The sequence below is a fragment of the Angelakisella massiliensis genome, from assembly GCF_900104675.1.
In the GTDB taxonomy this organism is placed as follows: Bacteria; Bacillota; Clostridia; order Oscillospirales; family Ruminococcaceae; genus Angelakisella; species Angelakisella massiliensis.
Map to the genome: position 1 here is coordinate 112,568 of NZ_LT629945.1, position 25,243 is coordinate 137,810.

Sequence of the window (25,243 nt, forward strand, 5' to 3'; positions counted from 1 at the left end):
GGGGCTTGAGGCTGACAGAGACAATCAATGATATTCTGGGATTACAGACAGCTTTTATTCTCCCAAAAGTTCTGACGTGAAAACAATTCCGGACGTCCCTGCTGCATTGGCCTGCACCGGGATATAAAGAGAGCGGAAACCGTACGGAAGATGATCTGTTTGTCGGCCCCCACCGGCCAGCAGATTCTGTTTATATATAAAAAAAGAGGCCCTCCGAAATGCTCAGAATGACCTCTTTTGATCTGAGAATCAGATTTTTTGTTTTATTGCTTCTGCACCGATATGGTCAGACCATCTCCCTGCCGGTCCACCACCAGCGTGTCTCCTTCGTCCAGATCACCTTTAATGATAATCCGGGCCAGGAGGGTTTCCACCTTGCTCTGGATGAATCTCTTGAGGGGACGGGCGCCATAGACGGGATCATAGCCCTGGTCCACAATGTACTCCCGGGCGGAATCGGTGAGGGACAGCTTCAGCTGTTTGTCTGCCAGACGCTTGCTCAGGTCGGCCATCAGCAGATCCACAATGCCGGAAATCTCGTTCTTGGTCAGGGGTTTATAGAATACGATCTCATCCAGACGGTTGAGGAACTCGGGACGGAACTGGCTCTTGAGCAGCTGGCTCACCTGCTGGCGGGCCTCCGGACGAATCTCACAGTTTTCATCGATACCATCCAAAATGATGTCGGAACCCAGATTGGAGGTAAGGATGATGATGGTGTTCTTGAAGTCCACCGTCCGGCCCTGGCTGTCGGTGATCCGGCCGTCATCCAGCACCTGGAGCAGCACATTGAAGACATCGGGATGGGCTTTTTCCACCTCATCGAACAGCACCACCGAGTAGGGATGGCGGCGCACCGCCTCGGTCAGCTGACCGCCTTCCTCATAGCCCACATATCCGGGAGGCGCTCCGATGAGGCGGCTGACGGAGTATTTCTCCATATATTCGGTCATATCGATCCGCACCATGTTCTTCTCATCGTCAAACAGAGCGGCTGCCAGAGCTTTGGCCAGCTCGGTCTTGCCCACACCGGTGGGGCCCAGGAACAGGAAGGAACCGATGGGACGGTTGGGGTCCTGGATGCCGGCACGGGAACGGAGAATGGCCTCGGTGACCTTTTCCACCGCCTCATTCTGGCCGATGACCCGCTGATGGAGGATCTCATCCAGACGGAGCAGCTTCTCCCGCTCCCCTTCCATCAGCTTGGACACAGGGATGGAGGTCCACCGGGAAATGATCTTGGCGATCTCCTCCTCGGTCACCTTATCCCGCAGCAGCCGGTCGGACCGGGAGCCCTGGGTCTGTTCCGCCTTCCGCTCCTCTTCCTCCAGCTGTTTCTGCAGCTGAGGCAGCCGGCCATATTTCAACTCGGCGGCTTTGTTCAGATCATAGTTCCGTTCCGCCTTCTCGATTTCAGCTCCCACCTGCTCCAGCTCTTCCCGAAGCTTCTGAACGGTGGAAATGGCGTTTTTCTCGTTCTCCCAGCGGGCTTTCATTTCTTTAAAGGTGGTGCGCATCTCCGCCAGCTCCTTCTGGATCTCCTCCAGATGCTCCTTGGAGAGCTTATCGGTCTCCTTCTTCAGGGCCGCCTCCTCGATCTCGTGCTGCATGATCTTCCGGGAAATCTCATCCAGCTCAGTAGGCATGGAATCCATCTCGGTGCGGACCATGGCGCAGGCCTCATCCACCAGGTCGATGGCCTTATCCGGCAGGAACCGGTCGCTGATATAACGGTTGGAAAGTGTGGCGGCGGCGATGAGAGCCTGGTCCTGAATCTTGACGCCGTGGTAAACCTCATACCGCTCCTTGAGGCCACGGAGGATGGAAATGGTGTCCTCCACTGTGGGCTCCTCCACCATTACAGGCTGGAACCGACGCTCCAGAGCAGCATCCTTTTCAATATACTGCCGGTACTCGTTGAGGGTAGTGGCGCCGATGCAGTGCAGCTCACCACGGGCCAGCATAGGCTTCAGCAGGTTGCCGGCATCCATGGAGCCTTCGGTTTTACCAGCGCCCACAATGGTATGGAGCTCATCAATAAAGAGGATGATCTTGCCTTCGCTGCGGCGGACCTCCTCCAGCACCGCTTTCAGCCGCTCCTCAAACTCGCCCCGGTACTTGGCGCCGGCAATGAGGGCGCCCATATCCAGGGAGAAAATCTTCCGCTCTTTCAGATTGGAAGGAACATCCCCCCGGACGATCCGCTGGGCCAGACCTTCCGCAATGGCGGTTTTACCTACACCAGGCTCACCGATGAGGACAGGGTTGTTCTTGGTTTTACGGGAAAGAATGCGGATAACGTTACGGATCTCACTGTCACGGCCGATGACCGGGTCCAGCTTGTGGTTCCGGGCCCGCTCCACCAGGTCCTGACCGTATTTTGCCAGAACGTCATAGGTATCCTCGGGGTTCTCGTTGGTCACCCGGGCGCTGCCCCGAACGGTGGAAAGGGCGGTGAGGAATCGGTTCTGATCGATACTGTACAAGCTCAGCAGCTTCTTGACGCCGCTGTTGGGGTTTGCCATCAGAGCCAGGAAAATATGCTCCACCGAAACATAGTCGTCCTTCATCCGGGCAGCCTGGTTTTCCGCATCGTTAAGGACCCGGTCCACATCCTGGGCCACATAGATCTTGCCGCTTTCACGGCCGGGGCCGGACACCGATGGAATACGGCCAATGGCCTGGTCCAGCTCCTGGTCAAAAGCCTGAGGGTCCACCCCCATTTTTACAAACAACTGCGGGATCAAGCCGTTTTCCTGCCGCAGCAGCGCCGCCAGCAGATGCTCCTGCTCGATCTGCATACTACCTTTGGAAAGAGCCAGATCCTGCGCCTGCTGGATGGATTCCAGGGATTTTTGGGTAAATTTCTGAGGATTCATGCTTCATTCCTCCTTCTTCATGTCAGAAACCGCCGGACCTTACGTCCAGCGGTGAAGCGTCGTGTTCCACGGGAAATCATTGTTTCCAGCGGGGGATTTTTCATCCACGATGCTATCTTATCACGAATATTAGCACTCGTCAATATAGAGTGCTAATTATTCAAAAAAGGTTCACATTTCTCCTTGCCGCCTGAAAAATTCTCTTTGAAATAAGGCAGAAACCGCTTCCCTTGCCCTGAATAAAATGTGCCGTTTCCTTCTCCTGTATCAAAAACCCCCAGCCTGAACACAGACTGCGGGGCTTTGCGTGTGCCGAAGGGGTTCGGCACACTTCCAGGGGGACCCAGTCCCCCTGGATACGCCGCTGGTTCCTGACGAAACCACCGGCGATACCCCTGGTTTCGCGCCCCAGTGGGCGCGGGTCGTGGTATAAAAATCAGGCGCATGTCCTGATTTTTATGATTTGAAATTTTCTTTATTTTTTGAAATGGTTTTTTGCAGTCTGAAAACCCCGCAGCCTGAACACAGACTGCGGGGCTTTCATTATAATTATGTACCGGTATTTTTCCGGCATTTGGTTACTCGCTGACTCTGGGGATAACGGTAGAACCGTTTTCGATGACATAGGTCAGTTTACCGGTCAAATCCACCTGAGCCATCAGCTGGCCAATGTCTGAAAATGCCTCAATACCCATGGCAGCCAGCTGATTGGGGTCCGCAGAGGTGAGCATCAGAATACGATATCTTTCCGCCTGTTCGCAATTGAGATAGAAAATATATCCGGGGATGGTGAAGTTTTCCCGCAAATCCTTGTCCAGAGTTCCCCTCTGGAGCGGGCCGATCCAGTCAAAATACTCCGCCGGACCTCCGCCGTCCCGGCACTCTGCCAGCAGCACCAGCGTACCGCCTGGTTTGAGGCCGGATTCAACGTTATCAATGGTTTTGGTACCCTGATACAGGGACATATCCTTGGGATATCCGCCGCAGCCCGCAATGATCACATCCGCCTTCCGGGGGATGGGGGTACGGTAGATGGCGTCCGCAGCTTCGCAGCCCTCCAGCCAGGAATCCAGCCAGTGCCCTGCGATGATCCGGGACAGCTTCATCTCAGCGTTCATGATCAGATTGATGACATACAGCTGCGGTACCATGGCGGCGGCTTCGCACATATCCTCATGGAGAGGATTTCCTTCCAGCACACCATTGCCGATGGCGGGATTGGAACGGGGAGCATTGGGGTCCAGGGACAGGGCATGATTGCGGCGGACCGTTTCCAGAGAACTGATGCCGGGAAGGATGCTCTTGCGTCCCCCGCCGAAACCGGCCATCACATGATGGGCCACCGCTCCCAGAGCGATCACTTTCCGCCCCATCGCCAGGGGGTTGATTTCCACCGGCGTACCCCTGCTGGTGGTTCCCAGCCGCACCAGATCCGGCGCTTTGCAATCATGGTTGACCACCTGGATCTTCTCAAAGACATCCTTGGTCACCAGGGTCTCCAGGTCCTCCCTGCTGCCGCCCTCATGGGTGCCGTTGGCCACCAGGATCACCAGATCTTCCGGCCGGATGCCGCAGCGCTGCTCCATATAATCCACCAGAGGAGGGATCACCAGATCCTGCCGCATCCAGAAGCGGCTCATATCGCTGATAATCAGCGTCACCAGATCACCGGGCTGCAGCCACTGGTTCAGGGGCAGCTGATGCACCGGATGCTCCAGCGCCTGAGCCAGCGTTTTGGGAATGTCCTCCACCGAAGGCTCCCAATGGCCCTTCAATTCCACAATCTGTTCCGAATCCGGCAGCTCCAGCTCCACCTGGGTACTGCCGTAGGCAAAGTGATACCCTTTCATCCTCTTCACTCCTCAAACCGTTTTTCCGCTTTATTGTGGAAAAAATTTTCTTTTTATTATAGCAGAAACCGAAGGAGCGGAAAAGAGAAAACACATCAGTCTTTCATCTTTTTGCCGCAATCAGAAAGCAGCGGAAATGAGGTGGAATTTTTTCAATTGGAAACAAGCTTTTCTGGTCTTTTTGCCGCCTCTGTGCTATAATAAAATAATAGGATAAGGCTGGAGTGTTTCCAAGAATCGCAATGACAGGGGGAGTTATGATGGGTGGAAAAAAGGGAAAAAGCAGTAAATGTGAAAATCAGAATGATATTTTGGCCAGCTATCATGACGGACCGATCTCTGTGCTGGAGGGAGAAACACCTATGCAGGTGCAACTTCGGATCTGTCTGTGCGATGAAGAGGGGGACCGCTTTTTCGGCGAGGGGCCTTATCGGCTGCTGAAAGGAATCCAGGACAAAGGGAGCCTGCGGGCGGCAGCTATGGAGATGGGAATGGCCTATTCCAAAGCCTTCGGTATTCTTCATTCTGCGGAAGAGCGGCTCGGCCTTCCGCTGACACAGCGAAAAATTGGCGGCACAGGCGGCGGCGGCAGTGTGCTGACCCCTGGCGCGGAGGATTTGATGACCCGTTACGAAGCATATAAGGTGGCCTGCCGGGAAGCGGCTGAAAGCTTATACTACCGTTACTTCGCCACCTTTCATCCGGAGGAATATGCGGCAAAAAGAGATACCGAATCCGCCCTTTCCCCAGAACATGCAGATACTTCCCCCAAAAACGATTCCGCCTCTTCCAACTGACGCTCCACGTTTTTGATAGTTTTCAAAACCTGATTGCCATCATTTCTGCGCTCCCCTCTGGCCTCAGCCAGAGGGGAGCGCAGACTATAGAAAAACCTGGTTTAAGGGACAAATGAAATTCAAAATCATAAAAATCAGGACATGCGCCTGATTTTTATACCACGACCCGCGCCCACCGGGGCGCGAAACCGGGGGTATCGCCGCTGGTTTCATCAGGAACCAAGCGGCGTATCCAGGGGGTATTGGATACCCCCTGGAAGCGTGTCGAACTTTTTCGACACGCTCCGATCCCCTCTGGCCTCAGCCAGAGGGGATCGATCTATGATAAAGGCGCGGTATTGCGGAAAAAGGCTGTTCACGGGTCCTCAGACCACCCTTTCCCTCCCCCGCCGGATTATGACCTTCTCCAGAACCGGTCATCGACAGCCGCCTTCTGACCATGAGCATAAGCCACTGGAACATCCTATGCGCGGACGAAAAAAGGGGCTCCCGCCATCATTGAAACCAAAAAGGCAAACCGCCTGTGAGGGAAAACGGAGAGAAACTTTTGACCCCAAAAACAAGCCCGAACAGAGATGAAAAAAAGATTGTGCCACTGCTGGAATGTTCACCTGCAACGAGGAATGTCTCAAAACCCCATCAGCATTTAAACCAGTTATTGGAAGAAAGCTGCGCAGTCTGCGCCCCAGCACAGGTGCAGTTTCTGGTATTTTTTCTCCCTCAAACTTTTGATATAAACCAAACAGAGCACCCGGCCCCTTTTCAGGGGCCGGGTGCTCTGTCTCATAACATCAGTTTTTTCAGGCAATCAGTGATCAAAGTCCCCAAATTTCCTTGGCATACTGAAGGATGGTGCGGTCACTGGAAAAAGGTCCGGCATGAGCCACGTTTACCAAGCACTTATGGGCAAACTCTCCCCTGTCCTGGTAATCACGGTTGGCCCGCAGCCGGGCGTCACAGTAGGACTGAAAATCCAGCAGCAGATCGTACTGGTCCGGCTTATGCCAGCTTGCTCCCTTCATCAGGGAATCATACAGCTCCCGGAACATTCCCGTGCCGCCGTCATCAAAGGTTCCATCCACCAAAGATTCCACCACACGCCGCAGCCGGGGCTGGGCCTCGCAGAGATGCTCCGGCGTATCGGTGCGGCCAGGGTCCTGAATCTGTTCCACCGTGGCGCCGAAAATATAATTGTTTTCCGCTCCCGCCTGCTCCACAATCTCGATATTGGCCCCGTCCAGGGTTCCCAGGGTGACGGCGCCGTTGAGCATGAATTTCATGTTGCTGGTGCCGCTGGCTTCGGTGCCGGCGGTGGAGATCTGCTCCGATACATCGGCGGAGGGAATCAGTTTTTCGGCGTAGGAAACATCGTAGTTCTGGACAAAAAGCACCTGCATCAGGTCCTTCATCTCCGGGTCACTGTTGATGAGCCGGGCCACCTCACCAATATATTTGATGATCCCCTTGGCCCGGTAATAGCCGGGGGCCGCCTTGGCGCCAAAGAGATAGGCAGTGGGCTGGAAACCGGTGATCCGTCCCTCTTTCAGGCCCCAGTAGGTGTCCAGGATGGCGAAAGCATTGAGAAGCTGCCGTTTGTACTCATGAAGGCGCTTGATCTGCACGTCAAAGAGGAAATCTTCCCGCAGCTCAAAGCCCTCCCGCTTTGCTACATAATCCCGCAGCTGCCGTTTCTTTTCCTCCTTCACCTGCTGGAACCGGGCCACCACCGCTCCATCCTCCAGCACGGGAACCAGCTGCTCCAGCTGATCAAGATCAGTGAGCCAGCCGTCTCCGATCTCATCGGTGATAAGGGCCGACAACTCCGGGTTGCAGAGGGCCAGCCACCGCCGCTGGGTGATACCGTTGGTTTTGTTGCTGAACCGCTCCGGCCACAGGGCATACCACTCCTTCAGGGCACGCTCCTTGAGGATATCCGTATGGATACGGGCCACACCATTGGTGGAATGGGTGGCATAGATGGCCATCCGGGCCATATGGACCCGGGTCCCATCCAGAATGAAATAGGGCTCTGCTTCTTTGCCGGTGATGCCCCGGTCCCGCAGCTCCCGCCGCAGCCGGTTGTGAAGAAGCACAATATAGGGGTAGACCTGAGGGATCACCGACAGCAGCAGTTCCACATCCCATTTCTCCAGGGCCTCGGCCATGATGGTGTGATTGGTGTAGGCGAACACTCCCTGAACCAGAGGAAAGGCCTCCTCAAAGGAAAGAAGGTGTTCCTCCATCAGCAGCCGCAGCAGCTCAGGGATAGATACAGTGGGGTGGGTGTCGTTGAGCTGGATGGCCACATCCTCCGGCAGATGGGTAAAATCTTCTCCCCTGCGGGTGATATACCCCCGAAGGATGCTCTGGAGGGAGGCGCTGGAGAAGAAATACTGCTGTTTGAGGCGCAGACGCTTTCCCTCCTGGGTATCATCGTTGGGGTAAAGGACAGCGGAAAGAGCCTCCGCCCGATTCCGGTTCCGGTAAGCGGCGTCATAATCCTGGTTATTGAAAGCAGTGAGATCCAGTTCCTCCACCGGCTCCGCCTGCCACAGCCTCAGGGTATTCACCACTCCCTTTTCTCCGTAGCCGATGACCGGCATATCATAGGGTACCGCCCGCACCTGCTGATCCCGGAAGGAAATGACAACGCTCTCCTCCTCCCGGCGCACACTCCAGGGGTCCCCAAAACGGAGCCAGTCATCGGGGTATTCCCGCTGAAAGCCGTTCTCGATTTTTTGGCGGAACAGGCCATACCGATAGCGGATGCCGTAGCCATCCAGCGGCACTCCCTGGGTGGCGGCAGAATCCAGAAAACAGGCGGCCAGCCGTCCCAGTCCGCCATTGCCCAAAGCATCGTCCTCGATCTCCTCCAAAACATCCGGATGAAGGTGATGCTGCCGCAGCCAGTCGTTCCACTCCTCCAAAAGGCCCAGATTCAGCAGGTTGGCGGAAACCACCCGCCCCAAAAGAAATTCAGCGGAAAAGTAGCAGGCCCGCTTTCCCGCCGCTTTTTCTTTCCATCGGGGCATCAGCAGTTCCATGGCCGCCTGGGAAACAGCGGTATACAGTTCCTTGGGGCCGGCTGTTTCCGGGGATACGCCCAGCCGTGCCAGCTCCCGGTCTATTTCTTTGGAAAAGGTTTTGTCCATTTATGGTTCCTCCTTCTGTTCCTCTTCTGGGGCCAAACGGCCATAGAGCAGTGCCAGATGCTTCATCTCGGCGGCCAGGTCCTTTGTCAGTTGTCCCGGCAGCAGTCTCCACATCCAGTTTTCACCCAGCGTGGAGGGAGTGTTGGTGCGGGCGGTATCATCCAGCTCCAGCCAATCCTGCATCTGAATGACGGCGGTATCAGCCACACTTGCCATGGCACAGCGGATGACTGCCCGGGGCAGCTGTTTGTTGGTACGGACATTCAGGTAATCCCGGGCGAAAGCCAAAGCTTTACGGGGCATCCGTCCAAAAAGCCCCACCAGCGTCTGGTTATCATGGGTACCGGCGTAGACCACCGAATTTTTTTCATAGCAGTGGGGCAGATAGGGGTTGCCGCTGCCGCTGTCAAAGGCGAAAGACAGCACCTTCATCCCGGGGTACCCGCTGCGCTGCTGCAAACGGCGCACCGGAGCCGTCACCACACCCAGATCCTCGGCAATGATCCGCTGCTCCCCCAAGGATTCATGGATGGCCGCCAGCAGTTTGTCCCCGGGACCGGGCATCCATTTGCCCCCGATGGCTGTTTCATTGCCGGCGGGGATGGAATAATAGTTGACGATACCGATAAAGTGATCGATGCGGATGATGTCGTACAGCTCCCCCTGAGCAGCCATCCGGGCCTTCCACCAGGAAAAGCCGTCCGCCTCCATCACATCCCAGCGGTAGAGAGGATTGCCCCACAGCTGCCCTGTGGCGGAAAAAAGGTCTGGCGGTACTCCCGCCACATGGGTGGGACGCCGGTCCTCATCCAGCTGGAACTGCTCTCCATGGACCCACACATCGGCGCTGTCCATGGCCACATAAATGGGGATGTCTCCAATGACAGCAATGCCGCGGCTGTTGGCGTATTCCTTGATCCGGCGCCACTGGCGGAAAAAGTGATACTGGCAGAAGGCCCAGAAGGCCATCTCCTCCTCCAGCTCCTTTTGCGCTTGGGCCAGCGCTTTTGGCTGACGCAGCCGCAAAGGATCGGGCCACTGCTGCCAGGAACGTCCCCCATACCGCTCCTTGAGGGCCATATAGAGGCAGTAGTCCTCCAGCCAGACTTTCCGGGCGTCAATAAATTCCATCAGCTCCGGGTCCCCCCGGTTACTGCGGGAAAAGGCCAGCCGCAGCAGATGGAACCGGTTCTGGTAGATAACGGCATAATCCACCCGGGCAGGGTCCTTTCCCCAGTCCCATCCTTCTGCCTCTCCAGGCAGCAGCAGCCCTTCTTCCTCCAGCACTCCGGGATCGATAAAGTAGGGGTTGCCGGCAAAGGCGGAAAAGCTTTGATAAGGACTGTCTCCATAGCTGGTGGGTCCCAAAGGCAGCACCTGCCAGCAGGTTTGTCCTGCCGAGGCCAAAAAGTCCACAAATTCTCTGGCCGCACGCCCCAGGGAACCGATGCCCCAGGGAGAGGGAAGGCTGGCCACCGGCAGCAGCACACCACAGCGCCGGGGAAGAGGAGGTTGTTTTTTCAGTTTCATGTTGTTTTGTCACCAACCTTGTTTGTATGGATGGGCTCGTGGCGGCGCACCTCCGCCAACAAATCCCGGCAGATCACATTGCCCCGAACAGGCGGAAAGGAAAGCTCTGCCCCCACGGCCAGGAATCCTGTGGCTTCGGGGGTAAGCCGCTGACCGAAGGAGGAAAAAACTCCGCTTTCTCCTCGGAAATCTGCCTGTATGTTTTCCATCCGCTCCGTTCCTGTGCGGTTGCAAAGCACCAGGGGAGCGGCGTTTTCCATCGCCCTGACCGCAGCAACGGACAGGGTCTGTGGTCCGCCGAAATTGGCGGGGCAGCAAAACAGCTGCGCCCCCATCCTCGTCTGTTCCCGGTATACCTCCGGGAACCACAGGTCAAAGCAAATGGAGACTCCCACCGTCACCCCACGGATGGTAAAAACTCTGTTTTTCTCTCCCGGCGTGAAAAGCTTTTTCTCCAAATCGGAAAGATGCAGCTTGTCATAAAAGCCCAGACAGCAGCCGGCATCCACCACGGCGGCAGAATTGTAAACGCGCTTCCCTTCCTGTCTGGGCAGTCCTGCAATGATGGCGCAATCATACTGCCGGGAGAGGGCTTCCAGCGCTTCCAGAAAGAGGGGCGCCTCCCGGGCTGCCTGGGCAAGGTGGGCTGCATCCTGAAAAAGATAGCCGGACAGGCACATTTCCGGCAGCACAGCTACATCAAGAGCTGTTGTTTGCAAACCATGCTCCACCTGATGGAGATTTTCCTCCATCCGGCGCTGTACATCCCACTGGATGATTCCCCAACGCAAGGCTGCTTCCCCCTTTTCACAAAAGTCAGCGCCCCTGGAGGTTCCATGAAAAAGGTCAGGCCGCTGCTGTTTTTGTTCTTCAGAAAAGTTTGCCTGCCGGCGGCAAAGAACATTCACTTTTCTCCCGAACCTGTTTTTCCCCGCAGCTCTGCCAGAGCGCCATTGAGCTCCGAACCCATGATCAGCACCACCGACAGGGCGTACAGCCACATCAGCAGCACAATGATACCACCGATGGAGCCGTAAAGAAGGGAATACCGGGCGATATTTTCCACATAGAAGGAAAACGCCGCCGAAAAAGCCAGCCAACAAACCAGGGTGGCGATGGTACCGGGAATGACATCCGCCGGACGCATGGGCTTGTTAGGAGCCAACAGATACAAAAGGGAAATCAGCACCAGCATCACCGTACCCAGCAGGAAAAAGCGGAGCAGATCCCAGATCCGGATGGTATCCAAGGGGATATGAATGAATCTGGCCAAAAAGGTCAGCAGCCAACTGCCTGCCATGGTCAGCACCAGAGACAGGACAATGGTCAGCAGCACTCCTACCGTCATCGCCAGCACCACCAGCTGCCGGGCGATGGGGCTGCGGCGGCGGGTGATGTGCCAGGCCTTATTGATATCATCCATCAGAGAGGATACGGCCCGCATGGGAAACCAGATGGAGAACACCAGTCCGAAAATCAGCAGCGCCTGGCTCTGGTTTTCGGAGACGTATTCCAGATACATATTCACCAGATTGAGCACATCATCGGGGATGATGGCCCGCAGCTCCTCCACCGGCAGAGGGTTGAGGTTCAATCGTCCCAAAAGGCTGCTGAGGAAGATCAGAAACGGAAAAAAGGAAAAGATAAAATAATAGGTCAAAGCGGCGGCGGATTTTCCCACATCATGGTTGAAATAACGCCGCACCAAGGCTTCCGCCAGGCGGAAGAATTTATTTTTAGGTTTTTTGAAGGGGATGGGACGCATCAGGGGCTTTCCTCCTTTCAGGTCCGCTGTGGAAAAAGAAGGCATTTCACTTATTTTATGCCGGAAAGGAAGAAAAAAACAGTCTGTTACTCTTCTTTCCGCAGCCACTCCAGAATCTCACCGGCATTCTGTTCCGGCTTGACCTTGGGCCACACTTTTTCGATCAAGCCTTCCTCACTGATCAGATAGGTGCTTCTCACCACTCCCATGGACACTTTTCCATACAGCTTCTTCTCCTGCCAGACGCCGTAGGCATTGAGCACCGTCAGCTCCGGATCGGACAGAAGGATAAAGGGAAGCTGATACTTCTCCGCAAATTTCTGATGGCTGGCCACACTGTCCTTGCTCACCCCCAGCACCGGCACACCCAGCTGCTGGAATTGCTCCCAGACAGAGGCAAACGCACAAGCCTGCTTGGTACAGCCTGGGGTGTTGTCTCTGGGATAAAAATACAGAACCACTTTCTGTCCCCGGAAATCAGATAAGGAAACGCTCTGTCCCTGCTGATCCATCAGGGTAAAATCAGGAGCCTTGGTCCCCTGTTCCAACATAAAAAACACTCCTTCCAGTTGATCCTCATCACAGGTAAGGATTCCCCATTTGCTCCTTTGTTCCCAAAGCCCGCAGCATTTTGATCCAGCGCACAGGTACCCGGTGACGCACCGGGTTTCCTCCGCTATCCGCCGCCCGCTTTCAAACGGGGAAAAAGGCCGCAAGGGGTAATCCGCATGATATTCTATTGTACCGTTTGCACAGACAAATAACAAGACTTCCCCGAAAAAATGCCGAAAACATGAAAAGGGTCCCTCCAACGGCTCTGGTCCGTCTCTGAAGGGGCCCTCTTTCTGCGCCGGAGGATTTAGCCATTGCCGGCGGCTCTATGGCAAAAATTCATTTTTTGTTCTGTATCGCGTCCACAGCATCGATGACAGCGGAGCGAAGGCCCTTTCTTTCCAAAGCGGCCACCCCCACGATGGTGGTTCCCGCTGGAGAGCAGACAGCATCCTTCATCGCGCCGGGATGGTCTCCCCGCTCCACCAGCAGCTTTCCGGTGCCTGCCACCATCTGTCCTGCCAGCCGATAAGCGGTAGCCCGGGGCAGTCCATGCATCACTCCCGCGTCTCCCAGCGCCTCCATAAACATGCTGACAAAGGCGGGGCCACAGCCGCTGACCGTGCCGGCAATACCCATCAGGTGGGTTTCCACCGGCTGCATCAGCCCCAAAGGCGCAAACAGCTTTTCCACCAAACCATATTCCTCCGCTGTCAGGGAATGCTTCTGTTCACAGATAATAATCCCTTCTCCCACTGAAACGGGGGTATTGGGCACTGTACTGAGATGATGGGTACCAGGAAGAAGATCCTGCTCCAGCCGGTCAAAAGGGTATCCTGCCGCCAGGGAAATCACGATCTTTCCCGCCAGAAGTTCCCCAATAGGCCGGACCACATCGCTGATCTGATAGGGCTTGACCGCCAGGACCACCACATCCGCCTGCTGCACCAGCTCATCAGCGGTATGTACCGGAATCATCCCAAAGGGCTGGGTGTTGCGGCAGAGTTTATCCCAATCCCGGGCGCAGGCAAAAATTTGCCCCGCGGGGGTTTGCCCACCCCGCAAAAGTCCCGCCGCCATGGCCTGAGCCATATTGCCAAAGCCGATAAAGCCGATTTTTATTTCATGGATATCGCTCATCTCTTGTCTTCCTTTCTTATTGCCTGGGAATCAATGATTCCATTCTGTCCAGTTCCTGCTGAAGCTCAGAGAGAAACCGGCTCAAATGAAAGCCGTCGCAAACACTGTGATGGACCTGCGCCGCCAGCGGCAGCAGCCACCGGTCTCCCCTCTGGCTCAGTTTTCCCATGGTGAAAATAGGGGGCAGGTAATCATAGCCCTTTTGCAGGTTGAGGTTGAACGCAGTAAAGGAGGCCCAGGGGATCATGGAAACTGGAAAAGTATTTTCAGGTACGTTTTCTTTGGCTGTCATGCCACGATTTTCCCCATACAGTCGCTTGTCCTCTTCATACCGTTTCAAAAAGACCTGCCAATCCGGGTCATAGAGGGTCCATATGTTGGAGAAAGTCTCGTCTTCGGGGTGAAAAATGGTGTAGCAGGGATGCATTTCACTATACACGCCGGGTTTCCCATCGGGACCTATGGCCATGCGGAACTCCTCATGGCGATTGACCACCATAGCCAAAAGATGGAGCATCGCTGGATACAGCCGCCGCTGAGCCTTTCGGACAGCGGTCACGTCCAGCTCCACCGTCATACTGTAGGTACAGGGGACCTGATAAAAATAGTGGTCAAAATATTCCTGCCGCTTCCAATTCTGCCCAGGAACAGGTGTAAAGGTCATCTTTTCCCCTCCATTTTATTTAAAAACACTTTTCCAGCACCACTGTCACTTTGTTTTCTTCCACCCGGATATCCGCCTTGTCGATCATCTGACCTACCAAATACAGCTCACTGTCCCGGCCGCTTTCCCGTTCTCCCGCCAGCTCCCAGTAATATTCCAAAATGGATTCATCCTTGGGGCCATTGAGATATCGGTCCAAATGCTCCAGGTCCTCCCGGCTGGCCGGATCATAATCACTTTCCATAGCGATGCGGTATCCCACATCCAGATGTTCATAATCAATATGAATTTTCTGGCCGCCTACAGAAAAGAAGAACAGCATCATTTCATCAATAATTTTGGAAATACGTTTGCGGATATGCTTCATTGGTTCAGATTCCTTTCTCCTTCTGGAACACTTCAATCAGTGGAATCAAAATAATGCAGACCAGTCCGGCAGAAAAACCGTTGTTATAAAGGTTCAGTCCTCCGTGAAGGGCTCCCACGCACAGCACTACCGAAGAATGGATCAGCCCCGCCGCCAGGCCCCATATAAAGCCATACTCTCCGGCAATGGGCGCCAGCGCGGTGCAGAACAGCGCCGCAATCTGCACTGACGGCGTGGTCATAGTCCACACCTTGAAAAAGGAGCCCAGCACCACTCCCAGCATAACGGGCGTAATGTTCTTTAAATGCTTTCCAAAGGCTCCAAAGCCCATTACCGTGAAAATGCCTCCCAAAGTGGGACCATTGAGATCTCCTCCGATAGCCAGCATATAGGCAGTGGAAAACAATCCCACCAAGCCCATATTCATCAAAGTAACTGCAAATCCATCCATGGCCACAAAGTCCGCCACCGAGCGTCCGGAATGGCGGGTGATACGCCACAATCCCCGCAATTTGTGTCCATTACAGAGAAAACCCACTGCCAGCATTGTGCCGAATACCACTGTCAGATATATTGCCATCGGTACATTATACCCCGTTGCCCAAAGCAGCGGAGTATTGGGTGCATAGCCGATGGATTTGCTCAAAGACATCACCATCAGCCCCACAATTCCGGCAGCAAAACCTATATTATAAAGATTGTAGCCCTGATGAATCCGCAGGGTATAGGAGGCGATGGGGGGCAGGATAAATCCGATAAACAGTCCAGCCCCCACAGCGCCGATCAACCGCAGAGGCAGCGGCAGAGGAGCATAAACCGCAAATTCGCTGACCACCGGCCCCAGGCAGGTACCAAAAAGAGCGATATAAATATATCGGCTCATTTTTTCCCTCTGATAGCGGGCATAGAGCCATACCCCCGCCAGAATGGGGAGGATATTGAGCGCGTTTTTGCCGAACAGGGCAAAGCCTGCCATCAGGCTGAGACTGGCCACAGTACCGCCTGTGTAGCGGAGGCGCAGCACCAGGGTCAGCAAAAAGCCCACCAGCATCACACAACCGGCATTGAAGAAAGCTGCTCCCGGCCCTGCCAAAGCCATATAATCGGTAATCAGACCGCAAGGGGCAAGCTGGATGGTCCAAAAGCCCGCAAGCACCTTTTCCGGGGCTTCCAGTAAAAAAGCGGCTATAAACAGACTGAGGTTGAGCGCTGCCATCACCGTACGCATCGGGTCCCCCGTCAGATGTTTCTTGAAGGCGGAAAGCGATGCCGTCATATACATCCCCCTTTTTCTCTGTACTGTGTTTACGGACGGATGAAGTTTGTGCGGCTGTCCCTGCGCAGCTGAGGCAAAGACAAACCGCTGTCCCGGCCCGCCTGGATGCACCGCAGCAGCCATGCCATATTCCGGGCCAGATTTTCCATGGTTTGCAGCCCCTCCGCGTCCTGCAAAACTTCCTCGGGGGTATTTCCATGGACCATATTCCAGTAGCTGGAGGAGACCACCGGCATATTGCAAATGGTGAAATATTTGTTCATTACATCAATGGAGGCGGTAGTTCCTGCCCGGCGTGCCGAAGCCACAGAAGCCCCCGGTTTGAAGGCAAAGGCTTTTCCTCCAGCGTAAAAGACCCGGTCCAGAATGGACAGGACCCGTCCGCTGGGATGGGCATAGTAAACGGGGGTACCAAAGACAAAACCATCCGCCTGACGGGCTTTTTCAATGATATCGTTTACCGGATCATCACGGAAAATACACCCGCCGCCCTCTTTACATTTTCCACAGGCGATGCAGTCCCTCACCGGACCGTTTCCCAGCTGAACCAGCTCCCATTCCAGACCCTCCCGCTCCAATTGGGCCGCCACGGCCATCAGTGCCGTGTAGGTACATCCTTTTGCTCTGGGGCTGCCATTGATCAGTAATACCTTCATCCTTCTTCCTCCTCACTAGCCCTCTGGATTTGTTCCGGAAAGGGCGATTTTAATCATTTTTATCATACCATATCATCCGCGGCCTTGACAATGCGCCTTTTCTTTCTCACCGCCAAATGTCACCCGTGGAAAAAAACCAAAAGCAATCTCCGGCCGAATTGAAGAAAGCTCTGCCGGCAGGGCATTCTGCGTCCAAAGGCCAAGCTTCCCGGCATCTTTTTCCCGCAGCCATCTTCCGGCAAGTTCCAAGTAATCAAAAGACAGAACCTTTCTCCCGCAGTAAACAGCGAGCGGCTTTGTCCGGCTTTACCCGGGCAAATAGCGAGCGGGCGGTACCACCTCTTTCAGAATAAGAACAGAAACCATTCCTCACATCCGTTCCCCTTAGCACTAAAAGGTACCGGCCAAAACAGTGGCAGGTACCTTCCCTTTTTTCCTTATGAAATGAAAATCACTCCCGCCCCCAAAAGGTTGATAGCGCAGCGAAGGCGTTGTGAGGGCGCTTGTTACCCCTAAAGGGTACAGGCAACCGAGCAGCCGAAGCAAGCGGGACCTTTTGGGGAGAAGGAGCGGTGACGGAGCGGTCGAGGAATGCCCAATTCTCAATTGGGTGTTCCGAGAGTAGCGCAGTCCACCGCGACGCGGGTTTCCAAAGGGACAAGTCCCTTTGGGTGTAACCCCCGTCACCAACTTTTACCCAACAGGCATCCTGGATAAAGGAGCAATCCCCGTCCAAAAGCAGCGAGTGGATTGTCCGGCTTTACCCGGACAACCGGCGAGCGGACGGTTCTGCCTCTGCCATGACAGGAGCAGAAACTATCCCTCCTGCCCGTTCCTTTAAAACTAAAAGGTACAGTCCAAAACATCGGCAGGCACTTTCCCGGACTAACCCACCCGCTGCAGCCACAACAATGGGTTTCCAAAGGGACAAGTCCCTTTGGGCGCATCCCTTGGCACAATCCTTTGATTAAACTTCAGCCAGATAAGAGGCACCATCTCTGCCAGGCATGTGGAATGGACTTCAACCCAGCAAAAGTCCCTTTGGGCGTAACCCCCTCCCCAAAACTTCCGATCTATCCACTCCCAATCACAGGCCAGCACCCTGCACCCGCACCTTGTCAGACACACCAAAGCCCCCGGGAAATATCCCAGGGGCCTGCATTTTTAATTTAAATCATCAGATCAGAACGTTTCTCAGCCCTGCTCTTTACCCTTGATATACCGGTCAATGGCGGCAGCGGCATTCTTGCCGGCTCCCATAGCCAGAATGACAGTGGCGGCGCCGGTGACGGCGTCTCCTCCGGCGTAAACGCCCTCTCTGGTGGTGAGGCCATCATCGCCGTTGGTGACAATGCAGCCGTGGCGGTTGGTCTCCAGTCCGGGAGTGGTGCTGCGGATCAGGGGATTGGGGCTGGTGCCGATGGACATGATCATACAGTCCACATCCAGCGTAAAGGTGCATCCTTCCTTGGGGACAGGACGGCGGCGCCCGGAAGCGTCCGGCTCACCCAGCTCCATCTCCTGGCAGACAATACCTTTGACCATGCCTTTTTCGTCCCCCAACACTTCGATGGGGTTGGAGAGGGTCTTGAAGATGATCCCCTCCTCCACAGCGTGCTCTATTTCCTCGGCCCGGGCAGGCAGTTCCTCCATGCCCCGGCGGTAAACGATATACACTTCTTCCGCTCCCAGGCGTTTGGCGCACCGGGCCGCGTCCATGGCAACGTTGCCGCCGCCCACTACCGCCACCCGTTTGGCGTGCTGCACCGGGGTCTTGCTGTCTGGGCGGTAGGCTTTCATCAGATTGATGCGGGTCAGGAACTCATTGGCGGAGTAAACACCGTTGAGGCTCTCGCCGGGGATGCCCATGAACCGGGGCAGTCCAGCGCCGGAACCGATAAAGACTGCCTCATTGCCCATCTCAAAAAGCTCATCGATGGTGAGGGTTTTGCCGATGACGATGTCTGTCTCCACATCCACCCCCAGTTCCCGCAGCCCATCGATCTCCTGACGGACGATATCCTTGGGCAGACGGAACTCGGGAATACCGTAGACCAGCACGCCGCCGGGGGTATGTAAGGCCTCATAAACGGTAACTTTATACCCCATTTTGGCCAGATCTCCCGCGGCGGTCAGACCGGAGGGACCGGAGCCCACCACCGCTACCCGATGGCCGTTAAAAGGCGGCTTTACAGGTTTTTCCTCGCTGTGCTGCCGGTGCCAGTCCGCCACGAACCGTTCCAGACGGCCAATGGCCACGCTCTCCCCTTTGACGCCCCGGACACATTTGCCCTCACACTGGTTCTCCTGAGGACAGACACGTCCGCAGACAGCGGGAAGTGTGCTGGCGGCGGAGAGGACAGCATAAGCCCCTTCCATATCTTCCTGCGCTACCTTCTGGATAAAGGCAGGAATGTCAATGCCCACCGGGCAGCCGGAAACACAGGGCTTCTTGGGACAATGGAGGCAGCGCTTCGCCTCCTCCACCGCCATTTCATAAGTGTAGCCCAGGGCCACTTCGTTAAAATTGCCGCTGCGCACCACCGGGTCCTGCACCGGCATGGGACATTTCTTTGGATTCATATTAGCCATCTCACTCCACCTCCTTTTTCAGCAGATGACAGGCCTCTTCCCGGGCGTGGGCCTCAAACTCCCGATACATTCCGCCCCGGTGCATCGCCTCGTCAAAATCCACCTGATGCCCGTCAAAGTCCGGACCATCCACACAAGCGAACTTCATCTCTCCTCCCACTGTCAAACGGCAGCCGCCGCACATACCGGTGCCGTCGATCATAATGGGGTTCATGGAAACGGTGGTTTTGACGCCGTATTTCTTGGTCAGCTGGCAGACAAATTTCATCATCACAAGCGGCCCGATGGCAATCACTTCGTCGTACTGGTTGCCTTCCTGGATCAGCTTCTCCAGGGCGTTGGTCACCAGTCCCTTTTCACCCCAGCTGCCATCGTCGGACATCTTGGCCACCAAGGCGGAAACCGCTTCAAATTCCGGCTCCAAAATCACCAGATCTTTATTACGGAAGCCCACCACACTGTGGACCTGGGCTCCCAGCTCATGGAGGCGTTTGGCCACAGGATAAGCGATAGCGCAGCCCACACCGCCGCCTACCACAGCCACCTTTTTCAGTCCTTCCAGCTTACTGGGGGTGCCCAGAGGACCTACAAAATCCACCAGACTGTCCCCTTCTTCCAGCGCGTTGAGCTCCATGGTAGCGCCGCCCACAATCTGAAAAATAATGGTGACAGTACCCTTTTCCCGGTCATAGTCGGCAATGGTCAGCGGCACCCGCTCCCCATCCTCCGAAGCCCGGAAGATGATGAATTGTCCCGGTTGGGCTTTTTTCGCCACCAGGGGCGCTTCAATGACCATCTTTGTGACAGTGGGATTGAGCGCCTGTTTTTCCAGGATCTGATACAATGCAATTCGCCTCGCTTCTGAATCTCTTATTTATAAAAGGTATAAAAAACACGTCCGCCTGCTTGGGCGGCATTCCAGAGCCAATAAAAACTGCTCTGGTTTACAGGGCTCACAGATGTAAGCCTTCCAGCCGAGGGACAAAATACAGGCAGAAGCGCTTCCTAAAAAAACCGCTTCCGTTGTCGGCCTGCTGATTATTATAGCATGAACCAAAGCGTTTGGAAACCGGGCCACAGACAGAAATATTGCAGAATCCCTGAAAAAAATTCTCACTTTTCAGCAAAGTACACCTGTTTTTTCGGCACCTTTTGCCTGTGAAAAAAAAGACCGGCGAGGGCGCTCACCGATCTTTTCCATCGTTTTCATTTCTTTTGCTCCAGCCGCTCCTTCAGCTCCAGATGGACCTTCTCCAGCAGCCCCGGAATGGTCAGCCCCTGAGGGCAGGCTCTGGCGCAGCTGCCGCACAAGATACATTGATCCGCTCCGGCCTTGCGTTCCAGCAGTTCCTTGTATCCCCCCAAGCCCTTGCCGAAAAGCTTGACGGAATTATAAATATGAAATATCTCAGGGATATCCACCCCCATTGGGCAGGGGACGCAGTAGCGGCATCCGGTGCAGGGAATGCTCCTCAGTCCCTTGAGGGCCTCTCCCGCCTGGGCGACCAGCTTCTGTTCTTCCTCTGTAAGGGGCAGCCTAGGATCACTGAAGGTCGCCATATTATCCTCCAGCTGTTCCATGGTAGTCATACCGCTGAGAACCAGGCTGACATTGGGCAGACTGGCCACAAAGCGCAGTGCCCAGCTGGCCATGGACCGGTCTGAACCCTGACGGAGGATATCCGCTACCTGCTGGGGAGGCTGTGCCAGAAAGCCGCCCCGCACCGGCTCCATAACGATGACCGGCACACCGAACTCCACCGTCAGCTCATACAGCTGCCGTGCATCCTCCACAGCCCAGTCAGCATAGTTCAGCTGGAGCTGGCAAAAATCCCAATGATGCAGCTCCAGCGCCTGGCGAAGCACCTCCGGCTTGTCGTGGAAAGAAAATCCCAGCAGACCGATCTTCCCCTCTTTTTTCAGCTGCTCCAGCTGAGGAAGGACCTGGTACTTTTGAATGATTTCCAGCCGTTCCGCATCCAGGGCATGACAGAGATAACAGTCGAAATACTCCACCTGACACCGCTCCAGCTGCTGATGAAACAAACGGGGGACATCTTCCGCTTTCTCCAGCAGCCATACCGGCAGCTTGTCCGCCAGCAGATAGCTGTCCCGGGGGTGGTCGGCCAGGGCTTTTCCCAGAAAAGCCTCAGAAGTCTGCTGATGGTAAGGATAGGCGGTATCAAAATAGTTGATCCCTCCGGCGATGGCCCGGTCCACCATTTCCTTGGCCTGCTGATAGCAAATTTTCCCCTGTTCATCCACCGGCAGGCGCATCGCTCCGAAGCCCAGCAGGGAATGGGGCCGTCCACCTGGATAGAAACTCCGTGTCAGCATGGAGATATCCCTCCTCAGATACTGTATGATAAATTATAATGTCAGCATAGCACAAACAGCGGCGGCTGGCAAATTTTTTCTTCCCATGTTTTACAGACTGTTCACAGGGGTAAGGGGAGGCAAACATTGACCTTTTGGGCTGAATACGGTAAAATATGATAGATTACAGGCTTTTTCATTCCTTGTTCTACAGTGTGTCAGGAGGTGCGCCTTTATGGAGATGAAGATCTCCCCCTCTTTGCTGGCCGCGGATTTTTCCCGCCTGAGCCAGGAAACCGCCGCCATCGAAGCCGCCGGAGCGGATATGCTCCATCTGGATGTCATGGACGGCCATTTTGTTCCCAATATTTCCTTTGGAATGCCGGTGATTGCTTCTCTGCGGAAATGCTGCCGGCTGTTTTTTGATGTACACATCATGATCTCGCAGCCTCAGCGTTACCTGGAGGACCTGGCCAAGGCCGGGGCAGATCTGATCACTTTCCATGTGGAAGCGGAAGGCGACCCTGGTGAGACGATTGACGCCATCCACCGGCTGGGGCTCAAAGCGGGCATTTCCCTCCGCCCCGGCACCCCAGCGGAAGCAGTGTTTCCCTGGCTGGACCGGGTGGATCTGGTACTGGTAATGACTGTGGAGCCCGGCTTCGGCGGTCAAAAGTTCCGTGGTGAGATGATGCCCAAGGTAACTGCCATCCGCCGGGAAGCGGACCGCCTGGGCCGCAGCGACCTGATGGTTCAGGTGGACGGCGGCGTGGCCAGAGATACCATCGCCCTGTGCGCGGAGGCGGGAGCCGACTGTTTTGTGGCCGGTTCCGCCATCTTCGGCAAGGCGGACTATGAAGCGGAAATTTCCGCTCTGCGTCAGCTGGCCGGACAGGCTGCCGGCATTTGATTTTTTCCCATGACCGGCGCTCAGCGCCGTTTTGCAAGGAGTTTTTCATGAAGCGTCTGAAACTGCCCCCAATGGGGGTCTTTCATCGGGGTATTCCCATGGAGCAGCACAAGGAGCCGGCTTTGTCCCAGCCTCTGGACCTGCTGACCAATACCCCGGAGCCGCAGCGGATGGAGGGCCAGCCGGTATATCCGGATCTGGAGCATGTGGAGCCCTTTGAGATCATCCGTGCCGCCAAAGCGGCCGGCATTATTGATGAACGGGACGGCCTTCCCCTGTTTAAAAAGCTGAAGGCTTGTGTAGCCAAGGGAGTATTCATTCGTGTGGACGCGGTGGATGACGAACCCTATCTGTCCAGTCAGCTGGGGCCTCTGCTTCGTTTCCGGGAGGAATGCGTCAGCGGCCTTCGTTTGGCCTGCAAAGCCATTACCGCTGCGGACAGCGGTATTATTGAGGTTTACCGGAATATGGCCGACCTGGAAATAAAAATTCCCCGATCCATTGAAGGGATCCGGGTACGGCGCATTGGAGGGTTTTATCCCACTGAGATCCGCAGCGGCTACAGTCTGGTGGAGGAAGAGGGCAAACGCTATCTTTATCTGGGCAGCTGCGCGCTGATCCATCTGCATCGGGCGGTATTTCAGGGCCTTGCCCAAACCACCGCCTTTCTCACCGTGGGGGGCAACTGTGTCGCCCATCCCTGCAATCTGGAGGTTAGCCTGGGTCTGCCGGTAACTGATGTGCTGGACCGCTGCGGTCTGACGGAAACTCCTACCCGTGTGGTGGTGGGCGGTTCCATGACAGGCCAATCTGTTTCTGACACGGATAAGGCCCTTGTAACGGTAACCACCAGGGGTGTGCTTGCCTTTCGGGATAAGGAGCAGACCGACCGTTCTCCCTGCATCCGGTGCGGCCGGTGCGTTCAGGTCTGTCCCATGGGGCTCAATCCCATGATGCTGTACCGAAGCATCCAGCAGGGGCTGGAGCGGGAGACAGAAGCGTTGGACTACAAGCATTGCATCGAGTGTATGTGCTGCAGCTTTGAGTGCCCCGCCCGGCTGGAAATCGCTGAGGCGATCAAGGAATACCGCCGTGGAAGGAGGAGCGCCACATGAAGCTTTCTTCCCGTACTGCCCCCCATATCCGCGGGGGACGCAGCAACCGCACTGTTATGCTGGACATGATCGTTACCCTGGCGGCGGTTTACTTTATGGCGTGGTATTATTATGGCCGCAGAGCGCTGATACTGGGGGCGGTTTCAGTGGCTGTCTGTCTGGCTGCTGATCACGCCTGCACGCTGCTGCGGGGACGGAAACCGCAGCTGCTGGACCTGTCGGCAGTGGTCACCGGGATGCTGATTCCCTTGATGATGCCTGCTTCCATCCCTTATCGGGTGCCGGTGGTAGCGGGTCTGTTCGCCATCTGTATCGTCAAGCAGGCTTTCGGCGGACTGGGCAACAACATCTTTAACCCCGCCGCTGCCGGCGTCGCCTTTGCCATTGTCTGCTGGGGCGGGACGATGTTTGCCTACCCCACTCCCTTTACCCCGCTGGAAACCGTGGGCAACGTTTCCGCTCTGCTCACCTCCGGCCCCGCTTATACCCTGTATGTGGGAGGCGTGCCCCGGCTGGATGCCGGTACGCTGCTTCAGGGCGTTATCGCCGGCCCCATGGGCACCACCAATGTCCTTGTCATTGCCGCCTGCGGACTGTATCTGGCTGCCCGGCGCACCATTCATTTCCTTCAGCCGCTGCTGATGCTGGGGACAGTGGCTCTGTGCAGCCTGCTGTTTCCCCGGGGAATGTCCGAGGGACTGACGTCGGTGGTCAACGAACTGTTTTTCACCCCAGTGGTGTTTTTCGGCGTATTCCTGTTTACCGATCCGGTAACCACTCCCATCCGGGGTGTGGCCAAAGGACTATATGCTGTCTTTTCGGGCATCCTGTGTGCATTGCTCACCCGCTTCGGCGGTTATGAAATGATGTTTCCCTTCGCGCTGCTGCTGATGAACGCCTTTGTTCCTCTCTTTGATCTGGCGGCGGAAGCCTATTGCACCAGAGAAAGGAGGCGCGCCTATGAAAAAGCAGGAGAACACGCATCCAACGACTTCGGACCGGATGACGATGAAGCCGCCCCGGAAGCCCAGGGCTGACCGGCCCCAGAACACAGCGGCGGTGCTGCCCAAGGACCCTCATGAGGATGCCTTCTTCGCCCGCAGCGGTATTGTCGCCATCACGGCCTTTGCGGGGCCCTTTGCCGCAGTTGGCGCAACCACCCTCAAAAACAGCGCGGCCATGACCCTGGCACTGCTGATGACCCTGCTGCCCGCTTCCCTGCTGCGCTTCTGCCTGCGGGAAAAAGCGGGGCTGCCCCGATGGATCGAGGTGCCTTTATGCACCCTCTCTTCCATGGCCATGGCCTGCCTCGCTTCGGTGCTGCTGCCCCGTTTGTTTCCTTTGGCACTGGATTCCCTGGGGTTATATCTGTTCCTGTTCGCCTCTTATTCCGTGGTGGCGGCGGTGTTTTCTGAAAAGAAGGTCCGCACCGCCCAGGGAGCGGCAGGCTGGGCCATGCAGTTTGTGCTGCTGTTCGCTCTGGTGACAGGGGTCGTCGGCTTTGTACGGGAGCTGCTGGCATATGGACAGGTGTGGGGGATTTCTCTGCTGCCCTCCGGCTTCACGCTGGAAGGGGCCAAAATGCCCTTTTTCGGTTTGATTCTGCTGGGGCTGCTGATCGGTCTGCTGCGGTATTTCCGCAGCCTGTACGCCGTTCTTCATCGCCGCAGAGCCCGTTGAGA

Annotated in this window: 20 protein-coding genes; 5 read left to right on the top strand and 15 right to left on the bottom strand. The window is 55.7% G+C overall.

Annotated elements, in window-relative coordinates; translation table 11 throughout:
- Positions 1-263 precede the first annotated feature (263 nt).
- Positions 264-2,879, bottom strand: coding sequence for an ATP-dependent chaperone ClpB (clpB, locus tag BQ5383_RS05705; RefSeq protein ID WP_071430202.1), 2,616 nt, complete (start codon positions 2,877-2,879; stop codon positions 264-266).
- Between the two features lie 578 nt (positions 2,880-3,457).
- Positions 3,458-4,729, bottom strand: coding sequence for a nickel-dependent lactate racemase family protein (locus BQ5383_RS05710; protein ID WP_071430204.1), 1,272 nt, complete (start codon positions 4,727-4,729; stop codon positions 3,458-3,460).
- Positions 4,730-4,986: 257 nt separating this feature from the next.
- Between BQ5383_RS05710 and BQ5383_RS05715 the strand changes: the two genes are divergently transcribed.
- The gene (locus tag BQ5383_RS05715) at positions 4,987-5,526 is read left to right on the top strand and encodes a winged helix-turn-helix domain-containing protein (RefSeq protein WP_235821949.1); all 540 of its coding nucleotides are present in this window, start codon (positions 4,987-4,989) and stop codon (positions 5,524-5,526) included.
- 815 nt (positions 5,527-6,341) lie between these two features.
- Here BQ5383_RS05715 and BQ5383_RS05720 read toward each other — a convergent pair.
- From BQ5383_RS05720 to BQ5383_RS05780, 13 genes are all read right to left on the bottom strand, one after another.
- Positions 6,342-8,678 carry a glycogen/starch/alpha-glucan phosphorylase gene (locus BQ5383_RS05720; protein WP_071430208.1) on the bottom strand — a complete coding sequence of 779 codons (2,337 nt, stop codon included), beginning with the start codon at positions 8,676-8,678 and terminating at the stop codon, positions 6,342-6,344.
- Positions 8,679-10,208, bottom strand: coding sequence for a 4-alpha-glucanotransferase (gene malQ, locus BQ5383_RS05725; RefSeq protein ID WP_071430210.1), 1,530 nt, complete (start codon positions 10,206-10,208; stop codon positions 8,679-8,681).
- A complete protein-coding gene (locus tag BQ5383_RS05730; protein ID WP_139193365.1) occupies positions 10,205-10,999 on the bottom strand; it encodes a carbon-nitrogen hydrolase family protein in 795 nt (264 codons plus the stop codon). Before BQ5383_RS05730 ends, malQ begins: the two co-directional genes overlap by 4 nt.
- 113 nt (positions 11,000-11,112) lie before the next feature.
- A complete protein-coding gene (locus BQ5383_RS05735; protein WP_172724592.1) occupies positions 11,113-11,973 on the bottom strand; it encodes a YihY/virulence factor BrkB family protein in 861 nt (286 codons plus the stop codon).
- An 86-nt stretch (positions 11,974-12,059) separates the two neighbouring features.
- Positions 12,060-12,524: a thioredoxin-dependent thiol peroxidase gene (gene bcp, locus BQ5383_RS05740; RefSeq protein WP_071430214.1), complete on the bottom strand. Its 465-nt coding sequence runs from the start codon at positions 12,522-12,524 to the stop codon at positions 12,060-12,062.
- A gap of 340 nt (positions 12,525-12,864) precedes the next feature.
- Complete coding sequence (proC, locus tag BQ5383_RS05745; RefSeq protein ID WP_071430216.1) at positions 12,865-13,665, bottom strand: pyrroline-5-carboxylate reductase; 801 nt, start codon at positions 13,663-13,665, stop codon at positions 12,865-12,867.
- A gap of 16 nt (positions 13,666-13,681) precedes the next feature.
- Positions 13,682-14,329 (bottom strand): type A chloramphenicol O-acetyltransferase, encoded by a 648-nt coding sequence (catA, locus tag BQ5383_RS05750; protein WP_071430218.1) that lies wholly within the window; start codon positions 14,327-14,329, stop codon positions 13,682-13,684.
- 19 nt (positions 14,330-14,348) lie between these two features.
- Entirely contained in the window at positions 14,349-14,696 is a 348-nt protein-coding gene (locus BQ5383_RS05755) for a hypothetical protein (protein ID WP_071430220.1), read from the bottom strand.
- A 4-nt stretch (positions 14,697-14,700) separates the two neighbouring features.
- Positions 14,701-15,972 carry a DUF1576 domain-containing protein gene (locus BQ5383_RS05760; protein ID WP_172724593.1) on the bottom strand — a complete coding sequence of 424 codons (1,272 nt, stop codon included), beginning with the start codon at positions 15,970-15,972 and terminating at the stop codon, positions 14,701-14,703.
- 29 nt (positions 15,973-16,001) lie between these two features.
- Positions 16,002-16,628 (bottom strand): flavodoxin family protein, encoded by a 627-nt coding sequence (locus BQ5383_RS05765; protein WP_071430224.1) that lies wholly within the window; start codon positions 16,626-16,628, stop codon positions 16,002-16,004.
- A gap of 1,194 nt (positions 16,629-17,822) precedes the next feature.
- Complete coding sequence (gltA, locus tag BQ5383_RS05770) at positions 17,823-19,220, bottom strand: NADPH-dependent glutamate synthase (RefSeq protein WP_071430226.1); 1,398 nt, start codon at positions 19,218-19,220, stop codon at positions 17,823-17,825.
- Position 19,221: 1 nt separating this feature from the next.
- Entirely contained in the window at positions 19,222-20,064 is an 843-nt protein-coding gene (locus BQ5383_RS05775) for a sulfide/dihydroorotate dehydrogenase-like FAD/NAD-binding protein (RefSeq protein ID WP_071430228.1), read from the bottom strand.
- Positions 20,065-20,426: 362 nt separating this feature from the next.
- A complete protein-coding gene (locus BQ5383_RS05780) occupies positions 20,427-21,557 on the bottom strand; it encodes an aldo/keto reductase (RefSeq protein WP_071430230.1) in 1,131 nt (376 codons plus the stop codon).
- Between the two features lie 214 nt (positions 21,558-21,771).
- Between BQ5383_RS05780 and rpe the strand changes: the two genes are divergently transcribed.
- From rpe to BQ5383_RS05800, 4 genes are read left to right on the top strand one after another with little or no spacing between them, the layout of a single operon-like run.
- On the top strand, positions 21,772-22,446 hold the full coding sequence (gene rpe, locus BQ5383_RS05785; protein ID WP_338061412.1) for a ribulose-phosphate 3-epimerase: 675 nt from the start codon (positions 21,772-21,774) through the stop codon (positions 22,444-22,446).
- Between the two features lie 47 nt (positions 22,447-22,493).
- Positions 22,494-23,561, top strand: coding sequence for a 4Fe-4S dicluster domain-containing protein (locus BQ5383_RS05790; protein WP_071430232.1), 1,068 nt, complete (start codon positions 22,494-22,496; stop codon positions 23,559-23,561).
- Entirely contained in the window at positions 23,558-24,598 is a 1,041-nt protein-coding gene (locus tag BQ5383_RS05795) for an RnfABCDGE type electron transport complex subunit D (protein WP_071430234.1), read from the top strand. The genes BQ5383_RS05790 and BQ5383_RS05795 overlap by 4 nt, the downstream gene beginning before the upstream one ends.
- Positions 24,522-25,241: an Rnf-Nqr domain containing protein gene (locus tag BQ5383_RS05800; protein ID WP_139193367.1), complete on the top strand. Its 720-nt coding sequence runs from the start codon at positions 24,522-24,524 to the stop codon at positions 25,239-25,241. The genes BQ5383_RS05795 and BQ5383_RS05800 overlap by 77 nt, the downstream gene beginning before the upstream one ends.
- Positions 25,242-25,243 lie beyond the last annotated feature (2 nt).